This is a genomic window from Nocardioides sp. (assembly GCF_050246775.1).
GTDB lineage: Bacteria > Actinomycetota > Actinomycetes > Propionibacteriales > Nocardioidaceae > Nocardioides.
The window spans coordinates 211,311-227,468 of record NZ_JBFWVK010000001.1 but is presented as its reverse complement, the minus strand read 5'-3'; the positions used below and the strand labels follow the sequence as shown (position 1 = coordinate 227,468).

Sequence of the window (16,158 nt, the reverse complement as noted above, 5' to 3'; positions counted from 1 at the left end):
TTCAGGGTCGGATCGAGAGGAAGACGAAGGCCGCGAGCAACACCAGGTGCACGCCACCTGCGAGCGGCTTGGCCCGACCCGGGACGACGGTCAGGATGCCCACGACGACCGAGACGAAGAGCAACACGATCTGCGTGCTGTCCAGGCCCAGACGCAGCGGACCGTCGAGCCAGATGGAGGCCACCGCGATGGTCGGAATGGTCAGCCCGATCGACGCCATGGCCGAGCCGTAGGCCAGGTTGAGACTGATCTGGACCTTCTCTCGCCCCGCGGACCGGACCGCCGAGATGCCCTCGGGCAGCAGCACCAGCATCGCGATGACCACACCGACGACCGCGTGCGGGAACCCGAGCGCGGCCACGGCGTCCTCGATGGCCGGGGACTCGATCTTGGCCAGGCCGACGACGGCCACCAGGGCGACGAACAGCAGCACGAGGCTGATCTGGGTGGCCCGCAGGGAGGGCGGCTCGGCGTGGTGCTCGTCGCTGTGGTCCGCCTCGGCGTCGCTGGCCTCGCTGATGGTCGCGCCGTGCCGATCCACGGGCAGGAAGAAGTCGCGGTGGCGCACGGTCTGGGTGAAGACGAACATGAGGTAGAGCACCAGGGAGGCGACAGCCGCGAAGGCCAGCTGGGAGGAATCGAACTCCGGTCCCGGCTCGGAGGTGGTGAACGAGGGCAGCACCAGGCACAGCGACGCCAGGGCGATCACCGTGGCCAGGGCCGAGCCGGTGCCCTCCGGGTTGAACACGGCGAGCCGGTGCTTCAGCGCACTGATCAGCAGTGACAGGCCCGCGATGCCGTTGATGGAGATCATGACGGCCGCGAAGACGGTGTCGCGAGCCAGCGCCGAGGTGTCCTTGCCGCCGGAGGCCATCAGCGTGACGATCAGGCCCACCTCGATGACGGTGACCGCGACCGCGAGGATCAGCGAGCCGAAAGGCTCGCCGACCTTGTGCGCCACCACCTCGGCATGGTGCACGGCAGCCAGCACGGCTCCGACCAGCGCGAGCGCCACGATGACGAGGATGACCGCCCCCGGGTGCCGTCCCCAGGTGGCGACCAGGAGTACGCCGGCCAGCAGGGGAACCGCGGTGGTCCAGCGGAGTCGGCTCATGTGCCAACCCTAGGGGGAGGGGCCATCTGGGCCGTTTCGGTATCTCGCCAGACCTGCGAGAGTCCTGATGGGGGCACGGCGCGCTGGCTGTTGGAGACGGTTGCGCCTTCGACTAAGGAGAACACTGTGAACCGCAAACTGTTTGCCGCTGGCGCGTCCTGCGCCGTGATTCTCGGATCCCTCGGTGTGCTCGGCGCCACCACCAGTGCTCAGGCGGTGACCCCGACGAAGGTCACCGTCAGCTTCACCAGTGACACCCCAGGGGCCAAGCCGAACGGCTACGCCAGCCCGGACTCACCCTCCATGCTCTTCTTCGACACCATCGGCGCCAACCTGAACGTGACCGACTTCGGGGCCCAGAGCCATGGCCAGGCGATCGGCGTGAGCTCTGATGACGCCAGCGCGCTCGAGGTCAGGTTCACCAGCCCGACCACTGCGATCAGCATGTCCTTCGGCAATGACGACCCGATCGTGGCCAATGCCACCGACCTCGCCCAGCTCACGCTCTTCCGCGGCGCGACCCAGGTGGGTCAGGTCCAGGTCAACGTGAACGCCAACGACCTGATGGACCAGAAGATCTCGTTCGGGGCCGGCCCGCTGTTCAACCGGGCGGTCTTCCAGTACGTCAGTGCGGCCGGGACTCCGCTCGGCCTCATCGAGATCGTCGACGACATCGCGGTGAACCCGCTGTGCACGATCTCGGGGAACTCCCTGGCCAACACCCTGGTCGGCACGGCCGGTCGCGACGTGATCTGTGGTGACGCAGGTGGCGACATCATCAAGGGTGGCGGAGGCAACGACCTGATCTACCCGGGCAAGGGCAACGACACCACCAACGCTGGTGCCGGCAACGACACGGTGCTCGACAATGCCGGCAACGACATCATCATCGGCGGCGCGGGCAAGGACGACATCCGCGGCTCCAGTGGCAACGACCAGCTGCAGGGCGGCCCCGGTGCCGACCTGATCTCCGGTGCCACCGGACGCGACAGCCTGAACGGCGGACCGGGTGGAGACACCTGCAACGGCGGCTTGGCTCGCGACACCGCCAAGAACTGCGAGATCCGCATCCGCATTCCGTGAGTCGAGGGTGGGGGTGGATCCGACGTACGCTAGGTCGGTGTCCACCCCCACCTTTGTCTCCACCTCCAGCGCTGCGCCCGAGTCCGTCTTCGCACGGCTCGAACCCAAGCTGCCGTCCGTGCAGAAGCCGATCCAGTACGTCGGCGGCGAACTGAACTCCACGCTCAAGGAGTGGGACTGCGCCCCGGACGGGCCGACGGTCCGGTGGGCGCTGATGTACCCCGACGCCTATGAGGTGGGCCTGCCCAACCAGGGCGTCCAGATCCTCTACGAGGTCCTCAACGAGCGTGACTGGATCGTGGCCGAACGCACCTATGCGGTGTGGCCCGACCTGGAGCAGATCATGCGCGAGGGTGACAGTCAGGGGCCGATCCCGCAGTTCACCGTCGACGCGCACCGCCCGGTGAAGGCCTTCGACCTGTTCGGCCTCAGCTTCTCCACCGAGCTCGGCTACACCAACATGCTCAACGCTCTCAGCCTGGCCGGCATCCCCCTGCACGCCGTCGACCGCACCGAGGACGACCCCATCGTGCTGGCCGGCGGGCACGCGGCCTTCAACCCCGAACCGATCGCCGACTTCATCGACGCCGCCGTCCTAGGCGACGGCGAGGAGATCGTGCTCAAGATCTCCGAGGTGCTCCGCGAATGGAAGGGCCAGGGTGAGCCCGGTGGTCGCGACGAGGTGCTCGCGCGACTGGCTGCCAGTGGCGGCGTCTACGTGCCCAAGTTCTACGACGTCAGCTACGGGGCGGACGGAGCCATCGCCGCCGTCGTCCCCAACCGTCCCGGCGTGCCGGACCGGATCCGCAAGCACACCTTGATGGACCTGGACGCCTGGCCCTACCCGGCTCGGCCACTGGTGCCGTTGGCCGAGACCGTGCACGAGCGATTCTCGGTGGAGATCTTCCGGGGCTGCACCCGCGGGTGCCGCTTCTGCCAGGCAGGCATGATCACCCGCCCGGTCCGCGAACGCTCCATCGAGACCATCGGTGCGATGGTGGAGAACGGCATCCGGTCCTCAGGGTTCGAGGAGGTCGGGCTGCTGTCGCTCTCGAGCGCGGACCACACCGAGATCGCGGAGGTCGCCAAGGGGCTTGCCGACCGTTACGAGGGCTCCAACGTCTCGTTGTCGCTGCCCAGCACCCGGGTCGATGCCTTCAACATCTCGCTGGCCAACGAGTTCTCCCGCAACGGACGCCGCTCCGGGCTGACCTTCGCGCCTGAGGGTGGCAGTGAGCGGATGCGCAAGGTGATCAACAAGATGGTCACCGAGGAGGACCTGATCCGGACCGTTGCCGCCGCCTTCAGCCACGGCTGGCGCCAGGTCAAGCTCTACTTCATGTGCGGTCTGCCGACCGAGACCGACGAGGACGTCCTCGAGATCGCAGACCTGGCCAGGAAGGTGATCGCGAAGGGTCGGGAGGTGTCGGGACGCAACGACATCCGCTGCACCGTCTCGATCGGTGGGTTCGTGCCGAAACCGCACACGCCGTTCCAGTGGGCAGCGCAGCTCGACCACGAGACCACCGACCTGCGGTTGAAGAAGCTGCGCGACCTGGTGCGCGAGGACAAGAAGTTCGCGCGGGCGATCGGGTTCCGCTACCACGACGGCAAGCCCGGCACCATCGAAGGGTTGCTGTCTCGCGGTGACCGTCGGGTCGGTGCCGTGATCGAGGCGGTCTGGCGCGACGGGGGGCGCTTCGACGGCTGGAGCGAGCACTTCTCCTACGACCGGTGGCTCACGGCCGCCACTGAGGCGCTGTCCGGGACCGGGGTGGACCTCGACTGGTACACCGTCCGCGAACGTGGCTACGACGAGGTGCTTCCCTGGGACCACCTGGACTCCGGCCTCGACAAGGACTGGCTGTGGGCGGACTGGGAGGACGCCATCGATCCGTCCACGGACGTCGAGGTCGAGGACTGCCGCTGGACACCCTGCTACGACTGCGGGGTCTGCCCGGAGATGAACACCGAGATCCAGATCGGCCCCACCGGCCACACGCTGCTGCCGTTGTCGGTCCTCTGAGCGAGCCGTCAGGGGCGGCCGGTGCCGCGCAGCGAACCCTGGATGAGGGGGTCGGAGCGGCCGATCACGCACTGCACGGAGTGGTCGCCGAGCAGGTTCCACGTGCGCTTCTGCGGGTAGTACAGATAGATGGAGAGGTCGGAGCCGCGAGCGGGTTGGCCTCCCAGGAAGGACCGCACCTTGCCCGAGCAGCCTTCGTCCGCGAGCGCGTCGACCTTGTCGCTGCCCGGGTAGTCGTCCCCGGGGATCTCGAAGGTGTGGTAGATCTCGAAGTGGTGCGGCTGGGCGCAGGGCACAGCCTCGGCGGTGGTCGCCTGGACCCCCTCCTGCGTCGCCCCCAGCATCGTGTCGTCGTCGAAGCAGTCCCCGACCCGCAGGTTCTCCACGGTCACCTCGGTGCGCTCGGTGACGTTGCCCTGGCTGTCGCGGGGCGCGTCGATGCCCTCGGTGACGCCCTTGTAGAGGCCGAAGGCGAAGAGCCCCACCTGCGCCAGGAACACCAACGTGGCGATGCACAGGGCGGCGATCGCCATCGTCCTGCCGTGGTCGCGCCCGTCCCTCGACTTGACCAGGACGGCGATCGCCAGCCCGATCGAGACCAGGAAGCCGAACGGGATGCAGATGAGGAGTGCCAGTGCCAGCGCCCAGCCCGCCATGGTCTTGGACGGCGGCGGCTGGTAGCCACCGCCGTACGGAGCGACCGGCCCGTAGGGCGACCCCGGAGGGGTGCCGTGCGGCGACCCGTAGGGCGATGGGCCGGGCGGTGGAACGGGCGGCTGGGACATGCGGAGTCTTTCCGAGTGCGATCGCGGGTGCGCGCAGCCTAACCGGGCATGCTGGTCCCATGCGGAGGTTTGACGACATCGAGCGGCGAGCCAGGATCGCCCGACGACACGGCATCGATCCGGCTCACCGCTTCGACGATGCGGTGACGGCGACGCGGGCCATGACGGTGCTCCACGCGACCGAGCCGGCCACCGTGCACCTCTCGGTGTTCGCGCGGGTCACGGACATGTCGGCGGCCGGGCTCGACCCTGCCCTGTACGACGAGCGCAGCCTGGTCAAGCAGCTGGCAATGCGGCGCACCCTGTTCGTCTTTCCTCGCGATCTGCTGCCGGCTGCCTGGGGGAGTGCGTCGGCACGGGTCGCGGCTACCGAGCGGGCCCGGATCATCAAGGACGTCACCGCCTCGGGGCTTGCCGCCGACGGTGACTCCTGGGTGGACGCAGCATGTTCGGCGGTGCTCGATCGGCTGGGTGCCGGCCCGTTGACGGCTCAGCGTGTCCGCGAGGAGGTGCCCCAGCTCACCGGCAAGGTGACGATCTCACCGGGCACCACCTGGGGCGGCGAGGTCCCGATCGGTCCACGGGTGCTCGGTCTGCTGGGCGCGCGTGGCGACATCGTGCGCGGGCGGAACTCCTCGCACTGGCGGGTGTCGCGCCCGGAGTGGACCCTGATGCGGGACTGGCTCGAGGAGTCCGGAGGCGCCGTACCCACTGCACTGCCCGCACGGGAGGGGTACGCCGAGATCGCGCGCCGCTGGCTGTGGACGTTCGGTCCGGCCTCGCTGAACGACTTGAAGTGGTGGCTCGGCAGCACGGTCAGCGCAGCCCGAGCGGCACTCGCGGACATCGGCGCGCAGGAGGTCGAGACTGCGGCGGGGCCGGCCTTCGTGCTGTCCGACGATCTCGACGCCGAGCCGGCCCAGGCGCCCTGGGCCGCGCTGCTGCCGGTGCTCGATCCCACAGTGATGGGATGGAAGGAGCGCGGCTTCTTCCTGGGGCCGCATGCCGAGCGACTCTTCGACCGCAACGGCAACGCCGGGACGACCGCGTGGTGGGACGGTCAGGCGGTGGGCTGCTGGGTGCAGGATCCCGACGGAGTCGTGGAGGTCAGGCTCCTGGAGAACGTCGGTGCGGACGGGCGGGCGGCCCTGGCCGTCGAGGCCGAGCGGCTCACCACGTGGCTCGACGGCGTCAAGGTCGGCACGGTCTACTCCTCGCCGCTGATGAAACCTGGTGCCTGACGCTCAGCAGATGCTCGCGTGCAGGCGACGGCGCAGCGCGTCCCCGAGCTCGACCGGAGTGGCTGCGGGTCGCTCGAAGGTCAGGGTCCGGCGATCTGCGCCGTGCTCGTCGACCCAGACGAGGTCGACCGCGCTCGGGGTGAGTCGATCCAGGGCAGCCGCGAGGATGCCGTCGACCGGCACGCCGACGGCCTGGGCCACGGAGCGGCGGAGCTCTGCCAGGTGGCAACAGTTGGCATGCTCCGTGGCCCGGTGCAGGTAGCCCGAGTTCAAGGCAAGCGTGGGATCGCGGAAGGCCTGGGGGGCGATCAGGTGGCGCCGACCCCGACGGATCAGCAGCACCCGGGTGACGACCAGCAGCACCTGCACGGCTGGCTCGTCGTCGAGGACCTCCTCGCCCACGAGATCGAGGTGGCCGGCCAGCACCAGGGACAGCCCCGGGTCCGGATCCGGCAGACCGCTGGAGAGCTCGAGGAGCCCGGAGCGGGCCTGCTCGGCGGCCCGGTGCAGCGGAGAGTCGAGGTGGCAGGTGATGGCAGGAAGGCCCCCTCGGTCCTCGAGGACCAGACTGGTGGAGCCGTCGACGTGTTCGATGCCGTCGACCAGGAGGCTCATCGAGCCCGGACAGGCCAGGACACTGCGGGCGACGGCGGCGAGGTCGGTCATGGTCGGGGTGGGTTCCGTGGTCATCTGCACTCCAAAGTTAGGTAAGCCTTACCTTAGATACGGTGATGAAGCGTGTCCAGCCCCGGGTTACGGCTAGCGTTGCCCCGTGCGTGAGCAACCCGAACAACAGGCCCCGCCGGTGCAACGGCTCCGGATCCGCTATGCGAAACGTGGGCGACTGCGCTTCACCAGCCACCGCGACTTCAGTCGCGCGTTCGAGCGCGCCGTGTTCCGGGCCCGGGTGCCCATGGCCTACTCCTCGGGGTTCAACCCGCACCCCCGCATCTCGTACGCCGGGGCCGCGCCGACCGGCTCGGCGAGTGAGGCCGAGTACCTCGAGATCGCCCTGGCGCAGGTCGTGGATCCGGCCGAGGTCAAGCTGCAGCTCGAGGCCGCTCTCCCCGACGGGCTGGACGTCCTCGAGGTGGTCGAGTCGGCCGGTGGCTCCCTGGCCGACCTGCTCACCGGAAGTCACTGGCAGATCACCTCGACCGGTGACCCGGAGGCTGCCGCAGCGGCCGTGGAGAGGTTCCTCGCCGAGGACGAGGTGATGGTCGAGCGGATGACGAAGAAGGGCCTGCGCTCGTTCAACTGCCGTGCAGCGGTGATCTCGCTGGCCGCCCGGGGGACGGTCCTGGATCTGGTGCTGCGCCACGAGGTCCCCGCGGTGCGCCCCGACGACGTACTGTCCGGACTCGCCGCCACGACGGGCTTCGATGCAGGCGAGGCGCCGACCCTGACGCGGCTGAGCCAGGGCCTGCTGGACGAGGAGACGGCGAGCATCGCTGACCCGCTGGCATCCGGCCGCTCACCGGAAATCGCTTGACCTGTGCGATACTCGTGAGTGGTTTGTGCTTCACGGCACGACCCGACGACGTTCTCGCCGGTCCGATTCGGGACTGGCACAGAAGGTGAGAGTCTTCGCCAAACCGCGACGCGGCTGCAGCACCGATCCGTGACAGGGACAGTGCGTTCAACGCCCAGCGACCGCGGTAGGTGACAGGCACCCATCCTCTGACGCGCCCGCGGAGGGTGTCGCCGCCACCTGAAGGCTTTGCGTCGTCCGGCTGTTCGTGGCCGCCGGCGTCTGACACACCCGAGATCGAGTGCCTCGGCGCTCCGGGTGACAAGGAGAGCCCATGCTCGACGAAGACTCCACCTCCAGCGATTCAGTTCTGGAACCTGCTGCCGAAGCCCCGAAGAAGGCGCCGGCCCGCAAGAGCGCCGCCAAGAAGACCGCGGCCAAGAAGACCGTTGCCCGCAAGAGCACGGCCAAGAAGGCTGTCGCCGCGGCTCCCGCGGACGATCCGGGTGACGTCACCGAGGCTGCTGCCGCCACCCCCGAGTCTGCCGGTGAGTCCGTGCCGGCAGTGAAGAAGACCACCCGGACCCGGGCCCCGAGGAAGACCGCCGCCAAGGTGGCGCCTGAGACCACACCTGAGATCCCCTTCGAGGCGCCTGAGCCCTCAGCGGCAGCGGCGCCCACGGCCGTCGTACCCCTCTTCCAGGCCCCCGACGCCACGGTCGTGACCACCCGACGCACCCGCAAGCCCGTCGTGAAGATGGCTCCGGCACCGGCCGAAGCCGCCCCCGATGCCCCAACCCCCGATGCCCCAGCCACCGACACGCCCACTGAGGGTGCCGCGGAAGGCGAGACCGCGCCCGACGCCGAGCGGACGGGCCGCCGTGGCGGTGAGCGCCCGAGCCGCCAGCGCAACCGGGGTGGCGCCAAGGCGGGTTCGAAGGCCGCCGCGAAGGCCGCTGCGAGCAGTGACGACGAGGACGACGAGGTCACCGAGGACGCCGCGGACGACGTCAATCTCGAAGCCGACGACGTCGACGACAGCGACGAGAGCGATGAGAACGATGGCCCGCGTCGCCGGCGCCGCCGCGGCGGGCGTCGTCGTCGCCGCTCCGGAGATGACGACACCGAGGCGGGCGCCGGCGATTCCGAGGCGGATGCAACGCCGGAGGGTGGCGTTCAGGAAGCCGCCGCCGACGACGCGGGCGAGGGCGGCGGTTCACGTCGTCGTCGACGCCGTCGCCGTCCCGGCGAAGATGGTGGCGACGGTGGGGACGACCCGGAGAAGACCACCACCCGCGTCCGACGCAGCCGCACCTCGGACGACCAGATCACCGCAGTGTCCGGATCGACGCGACTCGAGGCGAAGAAGCAGCGTCGGCGCGAGGGCCGTGAGGCTGGTCGCCGCCGCGCACCGATCGTGAGCGAAGCCGAGTTCCTGGCCCGTCGCGAGTCCGTGGAGCGCGTGATGGTGATCCGTCAGCGTGAGGACCTGATCCAGATCGCCGTCCTCGAGGACAAGGTGCTCGTCGAGCACTACGTCGCCCGTGAGTCCCAGACCTCGTTGATCGGCAACGTCTACGTGGGCCGCGTGCAGAATGTGCTGCCCTCGATGGAGGCGGCGTTCGTCGACATCGGCAAGGGACGCAACGCCGTGCTCTACGCCGGCGAGGTCAACTGGTCCTCGCTCGGCCACAAGGACGGGCAGCCTCGCAAGATCGAGTCGGTGCTCTCGTCGGGACAGTCGATCCTGGTTCAGGTCACCAAGGACCCACTCGGACACAAGGGAGCGCGTCTCACCAGCCAGGTCAGCCTGGCTGGACGCTTCCTGGTCTACGTGCCCGACGGCACCACCAGCGGCATCTCCCGCAAGCTGCCCGACACCGAGCGCAACCGGCTCAAGACGCTGCTCAAGGACATCGTCCCCGACACGGCCGGCGTGATCGTGCGCACCGCCGCGGAAGGTGCCTCCGAGGAGGAGCTCACCACGGACGTGGAGCGGCTCAAGGCGCGCTGGGAGGACATCGAGAAGAACTCCAAGTCCGGCGGATCTCCCAAGCTGCTCTACGGCGAGCCCGACCTGACCCTCAAGGTCGTGCGCGACCTGTTCACCGAGGACTTCTCCAAGCTCGTGATCGAGGGCGACGACGCCTGGGAGACGGTGCAGCAGTACGTCGCCCACGTGGCCCCCGACCTCGAGCCGCGCCTGGAGCGCTACGACCGTGCCGAGCACGGCGCCGACGTCTTCTCGACCTACCGGGTCGAGGAGCAGATCGCCAAGGGACTCGACCGCAAGGTCTGGCTGCCCTCGGGTGGATCGCTGGTCATCGACCGGACCGAGGCCATGACGGTGGTTGACGTCAACACCGGCAAGTTCACCGGCTCCGGCGGCAACCTCGAGGAGACCGTCACCAAGAACAACCTCGAGGCCGCCGAGGAGATCGTCCGCCAGCTGCGGCTGCGCGACATCGGCGGGATCATCGTGGTCGACTTCATCGACATGGTGCTGGAGTCCAACCGCGACCTCGTGCTGCGCCGCCTGGTCGAGTGCCTGGGGCGCGACCGGACCCGCCACCAGGTTGCCGAGGTGACCTCGCTGGGCTTGGTGCAGATGACCCGCAAGCGGATCGGGACCGGCCTGCTCGAGGCCTTCAGCGAGAACTGCGAAGCCTGCCAAGGTCGAGGCATCGTCATCCATGACGCACCCATCGAGCCGAAGAACTCCGACGACGACGGTCGGCGAGGTGGCGGTCCCGGCGGCGGTCCCGCCACCGGACGCCGCAATCGCGGACGAGGTCGCGATGGCGCCCAAGGTGGCAACGGCAGCGGCAACGGCAACGGCAACGGCAACACCCCGCCGCGCGCCGTCCCCTCGCCCAAGGACCTTGCGGCCACGCACCCTCCGGTGGAGCCGGACGTCGCCGTGGTCGAGCCGCTGGAGCCTGCCGGCCCGGTCGAGCCAGTGACTCCGGTGGAGCCTGAGCCCGTGGATCCTGCGACCCCGGTGGAGCCTGACCCCGTCGAGCCAGTGCCGGTCGAGCCAGTGCCGGTCGAGCCTGAGCCGGTGGATCCTGCGACCCCGGTGGAGCCCGAGCCCACCCAGCCGGACCCGTTCCACCCCGACCCGGTCGAGCCCGCCCCCGAGCCTGTGGTGCCGGCCGAACCCGAGCCGACCCCGGCGCCGGTCGCGGAGGCACCTCGCGTCGTGACGAGGACTCGGCGGCGCAGCGCGAGCCGCCCTGCTGGCCCTCCCTCGGTGGCGATCCCGGCCACCGGCCCGGCTCATGCCGACGAAACGTCCGCGACCGTGGGCGACGTCGGTGCCCCGGCCGCCCACGGCATGGTGGAGCCGGGCGCTGCGGGTGTCGAACCAGGCACGCCTGGCGAGCACGCGGAGCTGCACGTGCCGGTGAAGAAGAAGGGTTCGCGCAGGCGCTGACCGGCCCACCTCGTTGAGTCGTGCCCGCGGGGCACCACTCAGCGGGCGGGCGGTGGCCCGGGCAGCCGGTAGACCGAGACGTGCGACGACGAGTCGGCGGTGAACTCCGACCCGGACCAGTCGGCGTGTCTGCTCTCGAGCTCGAAGCCCGCCAGTTGCGCCATGAGGTCGAGCTCGGCCGGCCAGATGTAGCGGTGCGGGCTCCGGAAGAGTTCTGCGACCGAAGTGTCGTCGAACGTGAAGTGGTGCGAGACCACGTGCTGGTGCAGCGTGTCGTAGGTGTCGACCAGCAGGTAGTCGGGGTCCGAACGCCCCACGGTGGCCGCGATGCCCGGTGGGAGTCGCCGCAGCTCGGGCACCCACAGCTCGATCACGAAACGACCGCCGGGGGCAAGGTGACGGGCTGCATTGTGGAAGCAGGCCACCTGTTCTGCCTGGGTCACCAGGTTCGAGATCGTGTTGAAAACCAGGTAGACCAGGGTGAAGTCACCGGTCACGAAGGTCCGGGCCATGTCGCCCACGACCACCGGCAGGCTCTCCTGTGGCGCTTTGGCCCGCAGTCGGTCGAGCATCGCCGTGGACAGCTCGATACCGGTGACCGGCACGCCGGCCGCAGCAAGCGGAAGTGCCACCCGACCCGTGCCGACCGCGAACTCGAGAGCGGCACCACCCTCGGCCCAGCTGGCCAGTGCCGCCACGGTCGGCTCCAGCACCTCGGGGGCGAACATGCCCTCCCCGGGTGTGTCGTATCGCTGGGCGGTCTCGGCATCCCAGATCCTGTCCTGCCACATGGTCGCGATCCTGCCCCCATCCACAGTCGGGGTCCAACGCATTTGTGCGGCGATGTCGTGTTCGGTGATCCCCGTTCGTGGAGTGGATGAGAACATCCCTTGACCCCATCCACGAGGAGTCCACATGCGCACCCTGATCATCACCGAGTTCATCAGCCTCGACGGAGTCGTCGACTCGCCCGGAGGTGGCAGCCACCCACGCGCCGGGTGGACCTTCAAGGACGTCGCGTTCGACCTCGCGGCCTACGAGATCAAGGGCCGCGAACAGGCTGAGGCCACCGCGATGCTCCTGGGGCGCGTCAGCTATGACGAGTTCGCCCCGGTGTGGCCCACGATGGCCGACTTCGCGGAGTACAACGCCATGCCCAAGTACGTCGTCTCCACCACCCTCACCGATCCTGAGTGGAACAACACCACGGTGCTGCGCTCGCTGGACGACGTGGCCGCCCTGAAGGAGACCGCGGGCGGCCCGATCATCGTGCACGGCAGTGCCCGGCTCGCCCAGGGCCTGGCTGCGGCAGGGCTCGTCGACCGCTACCACCTCCTGGAGTTCCCGATCGTCCTCGGAGGCGGAAAGCGACTCTTCGCCGAGGAGGGTGCGCAGGTGGCCAAGCTCGAACTGGTCGAGCACGCGGCGTACTCCAACGGCATCCGCCTGGCCGTGTACGACGTCGTACGCTGAGCGAGGGAGTGCGCGGACCGTCCAGGAACGAGCCCGTTTTGCGGTGAGCGCCCAACGTCCGTAGTATTGATTCTCGGCGTGCGCCCCGCGCGCGCATTCTGCATGGCACCTCCTCCTCGCATCTGATGTGTGGATCTGTGTGCCGCAGACCAGCACTGTTACGCAGATGGAAACGACGAAGGAGACCGCGGTGTACGCGATCGTGCGCGCAGGCGCCATTCAGCAGAAGGTGGCCGTCGGCGACGTCCTCGAGATCGACAAGATCACGACGGGTGTCGGCGAGTCCGTCAGCCTCCCCGTGTTGATGCTCGTCGACGGCGCGAGCGTCACCACCGACGCCGCGGCGCTCGGGAAGGCCTCCGTCACCGTGGAGGTCCTCGGCGCCACCAAGGGTCCGAAGATCATCATCCAGAAGTACAAGAACAAGACCGGATACAAGAAGCGCCAGGGGCACCGTCAGAAGTACACCCAGGTCAAGGTCACCGACATCACCGTCTGACGTTCCCAGATAAAGGACTGAACTCATGGCACACAAAAAGGGCGCAGCCTCGACCAAGAACGGTCGCGACTCCAACTCCCAGCGCCTCGGCGTCAAGCGCTACGGCGGCCAGTTGGTCAACGCCGGCGAGATCATCGTGCGCCAGCGTGGCACCCACTTCCACCCTGGCAGTGGCGTCGGCCGCGGCGGTGATGACACCCTTTTCGCGCTCGTCGAAGGCGCTGTCGAGTTCGGCACCAAGCGCGGTCGTCGCGTGATCAACATCGTCCCGGGCGAGTGACCTCACTCCACCCCTAGACACACACTTCACCCGAAGGGCGTCCCTAGACTGGGGGCGCCCTTCGGCATTTTCGTACAGGAGAACTCATGGCTGTCCCGACCTTCGTCGACCAGGTCACGCTGCACATCGCAGCGGGCCGGGGTGGACACGGTGTCGCGTCGGTGCACCGTGAGAAGTTCAAGCCGCTGGGCGGCCCCGACGGCGGCAACGGTGGCCCCGGCGGATCGGTGATCCTACGGGTGGAGCAGGACGTCACCACCCTGCTCGCCTACCACCACAGCCCCAAGCGGCGCGCTGAGAGCGGCGGTCACGGTGCCGGCGGCCATCGCAACGGCAGCCACGGTCAGGACCTGATCCTTCCCGTCCCCGAGGGCACCGTCGTCTCTGACGTGCGCGGCAACCTCATCGCCGACCTGGTCGGCGTCGGCACCGAGCTGGTGATCGCCAGTGGCGGCCGCGGCGGTCTCGGCAACGCCGCCCTGGCCAGCTCCAAGCGCAAGGCCCCCGGCTTCGCACTGCTCGGCGAGCCCGGTGACGAGATCGAGGTGGTCCTCGAGCTGAAGGTCGTGGCCGACATCGGCCTGGTGGGCTTCCCGAGCGCCGGCAAGTCCAGCCTGATCGCCGCCATCAGCCGGGCGCGCCCCAAGATCGCGGACTACCCGTTCACCACCCTGGTGCCCAACCTCGGAGTCGTCAGCGCCGGCGACACCACCTTCACGGTCGCCGATGTCCCCGGACTCATCGAGGGCGCCAGCGAGGGGCGTGGCCTGGGCCACGACTTCCTGCGCCACATCGAGCGCTGCGCGGCGCTCGTCCACGTCATCGACACCGCCAGCGTGGAGCCCGGCCGCAACCCCGTCGAGGATCTGGACATCATCGAGAACGAGCTCAGCCGCTACGGCGGGCTCGAGGACCGGCCCCGCCTCGTGGCGCTCAACAAGGTCGACGTGCCCGATGGTCGCGACATAGCCTCGTTCGTCACCGACGAGCTGCGTGAGCGTGGGCTCACGGTCCTCGAAGTCAGCGCAGCCTCCGGCGAAGGGCTGCGCGAGCTCACCTTCGCCATGGCCGAGATCGTGGCCAGGGCTCGAGCCGAGCGCCCCGTCGCCGAGGCACAACGCATCGTGATCCGGCCGCCCTCGGTGGACGGCAAGGGCGAGTTCACGATCGCCCGGACCGACGAGGGCTGGCGCGTTCGAGGCGAGAAGCCCGAACGCTGGGTCCGACAGACCGACTTCGGCAACGACGAGGCGGTCGGGTTCCTCGCCGACCGTTTCAACCGGATCGGCATCGAGGCCAAGCTGGTCGAACTCGGCGCCCAGGAGGGCGACGCGGTCCTCATCGGGCACCCGGACAACTCCGTGGTGTTCGACTTCAAGCCCGGCATCGACGCCGGGGTCGAGATGCTGGGTCGTCGTGGAGAGGACCAGCGCTTCGACGAGAAGCGTCCCGCGCACCGCCGCCGCCGCGAGATCGACGAGATGATGGGCGAGCGCGAGGAGAACGAGACCCGCGCCGACGTTGCGCGCAAGCTGGTCACCGGCCCGACGTCGTACGAGATCGGTACGGAGGCAGATCCCGACTGGCTGGCGTCGGACCCGGACTCCGACGCATGAGCCGCGAAGGGCTCGAGCACCGCAGCACGGTCTCCGGTGCCCGTCGCATCGTGGTCAAGGTGGGCTCCTCGTCCCTGACCACCGCGGCCGGTGGCATCGACCCGAGCCGGATCAGTCGTCTGGTCGACGTCCTGGCGTCGGTCCGGTCCCGTGGTGCCGAGGTCGTGCTCGTCTCGTCGGGAGCCATCGCCGCCGGCCTGGCCCCGCTCGGCCTCAGGAAGCGGCCGCGCGCGCTGCCCGCGCAGCAGGCTGCCGCCTCGGTGGGCCAGGGACTGCTCGTGCACCGCTACACCGAGGAACTCGCCCGGCACGGTCTGGTGACCGGTCAGGTGCTGCTCACCGTCGATGACGTCGTACGACGAGCGCACTACCGCAACGCGCACCAGACCTTCGCCAAGCTGCTCGAGCTCGGGGTGCTGCCCATCGTCAACGAGAACGACACCGTGGCGACCAGCGAGATCCGGTTCGGCGACAACGACCGCCTGGCTGCACTCGTCGCGCACCTGGTGCACGCCGATCTGCTGGTGCTCCTCTCCGACGTCGACGGACTGTACGACGGGCACCCCACCCACGACGGCACCCGGCTCATCGCAGAGGTCCGCGGCAACGCGGATCTGGCCGGCGTCCGCACCACCACCGCCGGAGCAGCCGGCGTGGGGACCGGGGGCATGTCCACCAAGGTCGATGCCGCACGGATCGCCACCGGTGCCGGCATCCCCGTCGTCCTCACGAGTGCCGACCAGGCCTCGGCGGCGTTGGCGGGGGATCCGGTGGGCACCCTGTTCCACCCCACCGGCAAGCGGCGCCCGACCCGGCTGCTGTGGTTGGCGCACGCCACCGAACCGAAGGGTCAGCTCGTCCTGGACGGTGGCGCCGTGAAGGCCGTGACCGAGCGGCGCGCCTCGCTGCTGGCCGCTGGCGTCACCGCGGTCCGTGGCTCGTTCGTGGCGGGTGACCCGATCGACCTGCTGGGTCCCGACGGCACCACCGTCGCCCGAGGGCTGGTCAACTTCGACGCCGACGAGCTGCCCGGACTGCTGGGCCGCTCCTCGCACGAGCTCAAGCGCGAGCTCGGCGCGGCCTACGAACGAGAGCTGGTCCACCGAGACGACCTGATCGTGCTCTAGTTGGAAT

At 69.2% G+C, this 16,158-nt stretch carries 14 protein-coding genes; 10 read left to right on the top strand and 4 right to left on the bottom strand.

The genetic code is table 11. The annotated features are described in order from the left end of the window. Window position 1: 1 nt before the first annotated feature. Window positions 2-1,114 (bottom strand): calcium:proton antiporter, encoded by a 1,113-nt coding sequence (locus tag AB7I40_RS01120; protein WP_428346543.1) that lies wholly within the window; start codon window positions 1,112-1,114, stop codon window positions 2-4. Window positions 1,115-1,240: 126 nt separating this feature from the next. Between AB7I40_RS01120 and AB7I40_RS01115 the strand changes: the two genes are divergently transcribed. Together AB7I40_RS01115 and AB7I40_RS01110 are read left to right on the top strand one after the other, a co-directional pair. Continuing rightward, the gene (locus tag AB7I40_RS01115) at window positions 1,241-2,197 is read left to right on the top strand and encodes a calcium-binding protein (protein WP_428346542.1); all 957 of its coding nucleotides are present in this window, start codon (window positions 1,241-1,243) and stop codon (window positions 2,195-2,197) included. Between the two features lie 37 nt (window positions 2,198-2,234). Continuing rightward, window positions 2,235-4,223, top strand: coding sequence for a TIGR03960 family B12-binding radical SAM protein (locus AB7I40_RS01110; RefSeq protein ID WP_428346541.1), 1,989 nt, complete (start codon window positions 2,235-2,237; stop codon window positions 4,221-4,223). 8 nt (window positions 4,224-4,231) lie between these two features. On the opposite strand, the gene AB7I40_RS01105 is transcribed toward AB7I40_RS01110, so the two are convergent. Then, the gene (locus tag AB7I40_RS01105) at window positions 4,232-5,008 is read right to left on the bottom strand and encodes a septum formation family protein (RefSeq protein WP_428346540.1); all 777 of its coding nucleotides are present in this window, start codon (window positions 5,006-5,008) and stop codon (window positions 4,232-4,234) included. Window positions 5,009-5,067: 59 nt separating this feature from the next. Between AB7I40_RS01105 and AB7I40_RS01100 the strand changes: the two genes are divergently transcribed. Continuing rightward, entirely contained in the window at window positions 5,068-6,249 is a 1,182-nt protein-coding gene (locus tag AB7I40_RS01100; protein ID WP_428346539.1) for a winged helix DNA-binding domain-containing protein, read from the top strand. A gap of 3 nt (window positions 6,250-6,252) precedes the next feature. Here the strand turns inward: AB7I40_RS01100 and AB7I40_RS01095 are convergent, their stop codons facing one another. Further along, window positions 6,253-6,939: a hypothetical protein gene (locus AB7I40_RS01095; RefSeq protein ID WP_428346538.1), complete on the bottom strand. Its 687-nt coding sequence runs from the start codon at window positions 6,937-6,939 to the stop codon at window positions 6,253-6,255. Window positions 6,940-7,021: 82 nt separating this feature from the next. Between AB7I40_RS01095 and AB7I40_RS01090 the strand changes: the two genes are divergently transcribed. Together AB7I40_RS01090 and AB7I40_RS01085 are read left to right on the top strand one after the other, a co-directional pair. Next, complete coding sequence (locus AB7I40_RS01090) at window positions 7,022-7,741, top strand: TIGR03936 family radical SAM-associated protein (RefSeq protein WP_428346537.1); 720 nt, start codon at window positions 7,022-7,024, stop codon at window positions 7,739-7,741. A 313-nt stretch (window positions 7,742-8,054) separates the two neighbouring features. Continuing rightward, on the top strand, window positions 8,055-11,156 hold the full coding sequence (locus AB7I40_RS01085; protein ID WP_428346536.1) for an Rne/Rng family ribonuclease: 3,102 nt from the start codon (window positions 8,055-8,057) through the stop codon (window positions 11,154-11,156). 38 nt (window positions 11,157-11,194) lie between these two features. On the opposite strand, the gene AB7I40_RS01080 is transcribed toward AB7I40_RS01085, so the two are convergent. Next, window positions 11,195-11,947 carry a class I SAM-dependent methyltransferase gene (locus AB7I40_RS01080; RefSeq protein ID WP_428346535.1) on the bottom strand — a complete coding sequence of 251 codons (753 nt, stop codon included), beginning with the start codon at window positions 11,945-11,947 and terminating at the stop codon, window positions 11,195-11,197. A gap of 124 nt (window positions 11,948-12,071) precedes the next feature. On the opposite strand from AB7I40_RS01080, the gene AB7I40_RS01075 reads away from it, so the two are divergent. The 5 genes from AB7I40_RS01075 (at window position 12,072) to proB (ending at window position 16,151) form a co-directional block, all read left to right on the top strand. Then, on the top strand, window positions 12,072-12,629 hold the full coding sequence (locus AB7I40_RS01075; protein ID WP_428346534.1) for a dihydrofolate reductase family protein: 558 nt from the start codon (window positions 12,072-12,074) through the stop codon (window positions 12,627-12,629). A 190-nt stretch (window positions 12,630-12,819) separates the two neighbouring features. Next, window positions 12,820-13,128, top strand: coding sequence for a 50S ribosomal protein L21 (gene rplU, locus AB7I40_RS01070; protein ID WP_428346582.1), 309 nt, complete (start codon window positions 12,820-12,822; stop codon window positions 13,126-13,128). A gap of 25 nt (window positions 13,129-13,153) precedes the next feature. After that, entirely contained in the window at window positions 13,154-13,408 is a 255-nt protein-coding gene (gene rpmA / locus AB7I40_RS01065) for a bL27 family ribosomal protein (protein WP_428346533.1), read from the top strand. Between the two features lie 86 nt (window positions 13,409-13,494). After that, window positions 13,495-15,024 carry a GTPase ObgE gene (obgE, locus tag AB7I40_RS01060; protein WP_428346532.1) on the top strand — a complete coding sequence of 510 codons (1,530 nt, stop codon included), beginning with the start codon at window positions 13,495-13,497 and terminating at the stop codon, window positions 15,022-15,024. Then, window positions 15,021-16,151, top strand: coding sequence for a glutamate 5-kinase (proB, locus tag AB7I40_RS01055; protein WP_428346531.1), 1,131 nt, complete (start codon window positions 15,021-15,023; stop codon window positions 16,149-16,151). Before obgE ends, proB begins: the two co-directional genes overlap by 4 nt. Window positions 16,152-16,158: the final 7 nt, after the last annotated feature.

Bases quoted from the DNA above. Each gene is read 5' to 3' on its own strand.
- AB7I40_RS01100 (WP_428346539.1), top strand. From the start codon at position 5,068: ATGCGGAGGTTTGACGACATCGAGCGGCGAGCCAGGATCGCCCGACGA.
- obgE (WP_428346532.1), top strand. From the start codon at position 13,495: ATGGCTGTCCCGACCTTCGTCGACCAGGTCACGCTGCACATCGCAGCG.
- AB7I40_RS01120 (WP_428346543.1), bottom strand. From the start codon at position 1,114: ATGAGCCGACTCCGCTGGACCACCGCGGTTCCCCTGCTGGCCGGCGTA.
- rpmA (WP_428346533.1), top strand. From the start codon at position 13,154: ATGGCACACAAAAAGGGCGCAGCCTCGACCAAGAACGGTCGCGACTCC.
- AB7I40_RS01095 (WP_428346538.1), bottom strand. From the start codon at position 6,939: ATGACCACGGAACCCACCCCGACCATGACCGACCTCGCCGCCGTCGCC.
- AB7I40_RS01080 (WP_428346535.1), bottom strand. From the start codon at position 11,947: ATGTGGCAGGACAGGATCTGGGATGCCGAGACCGCCCAGCGATACGAC.
- AB7I40_RS01105 (WP_428346540.1), bottom strand. From the start codon at position 5,008: ATGTCCCAGCCGCCCGTTCCACCGCCCGGCCCATCGCCCTACGGGTCG.
- AB7I40_RS01075 (WP_428346534.1), top strand. From the start codon at position 12,072: ATGCGCACCCTGATCATCACCGAGTTCATCAGCCTCGACGGAGTCGTC.
- proB (WP_428346531.1), top strand. From the start codon at position 15,021: ATGAGCCGCGAAGGGCTCGAGCACCGCAGCACGGTCTCCGGTGCCCGT.
- AB7I40_RS01085 (WP_428346536.1), top strand. From the start codon at position 8,055: ATGCTCGACGAAGACTCCACCTCCAGCGATTCAGTTCTGGAACCTGCT.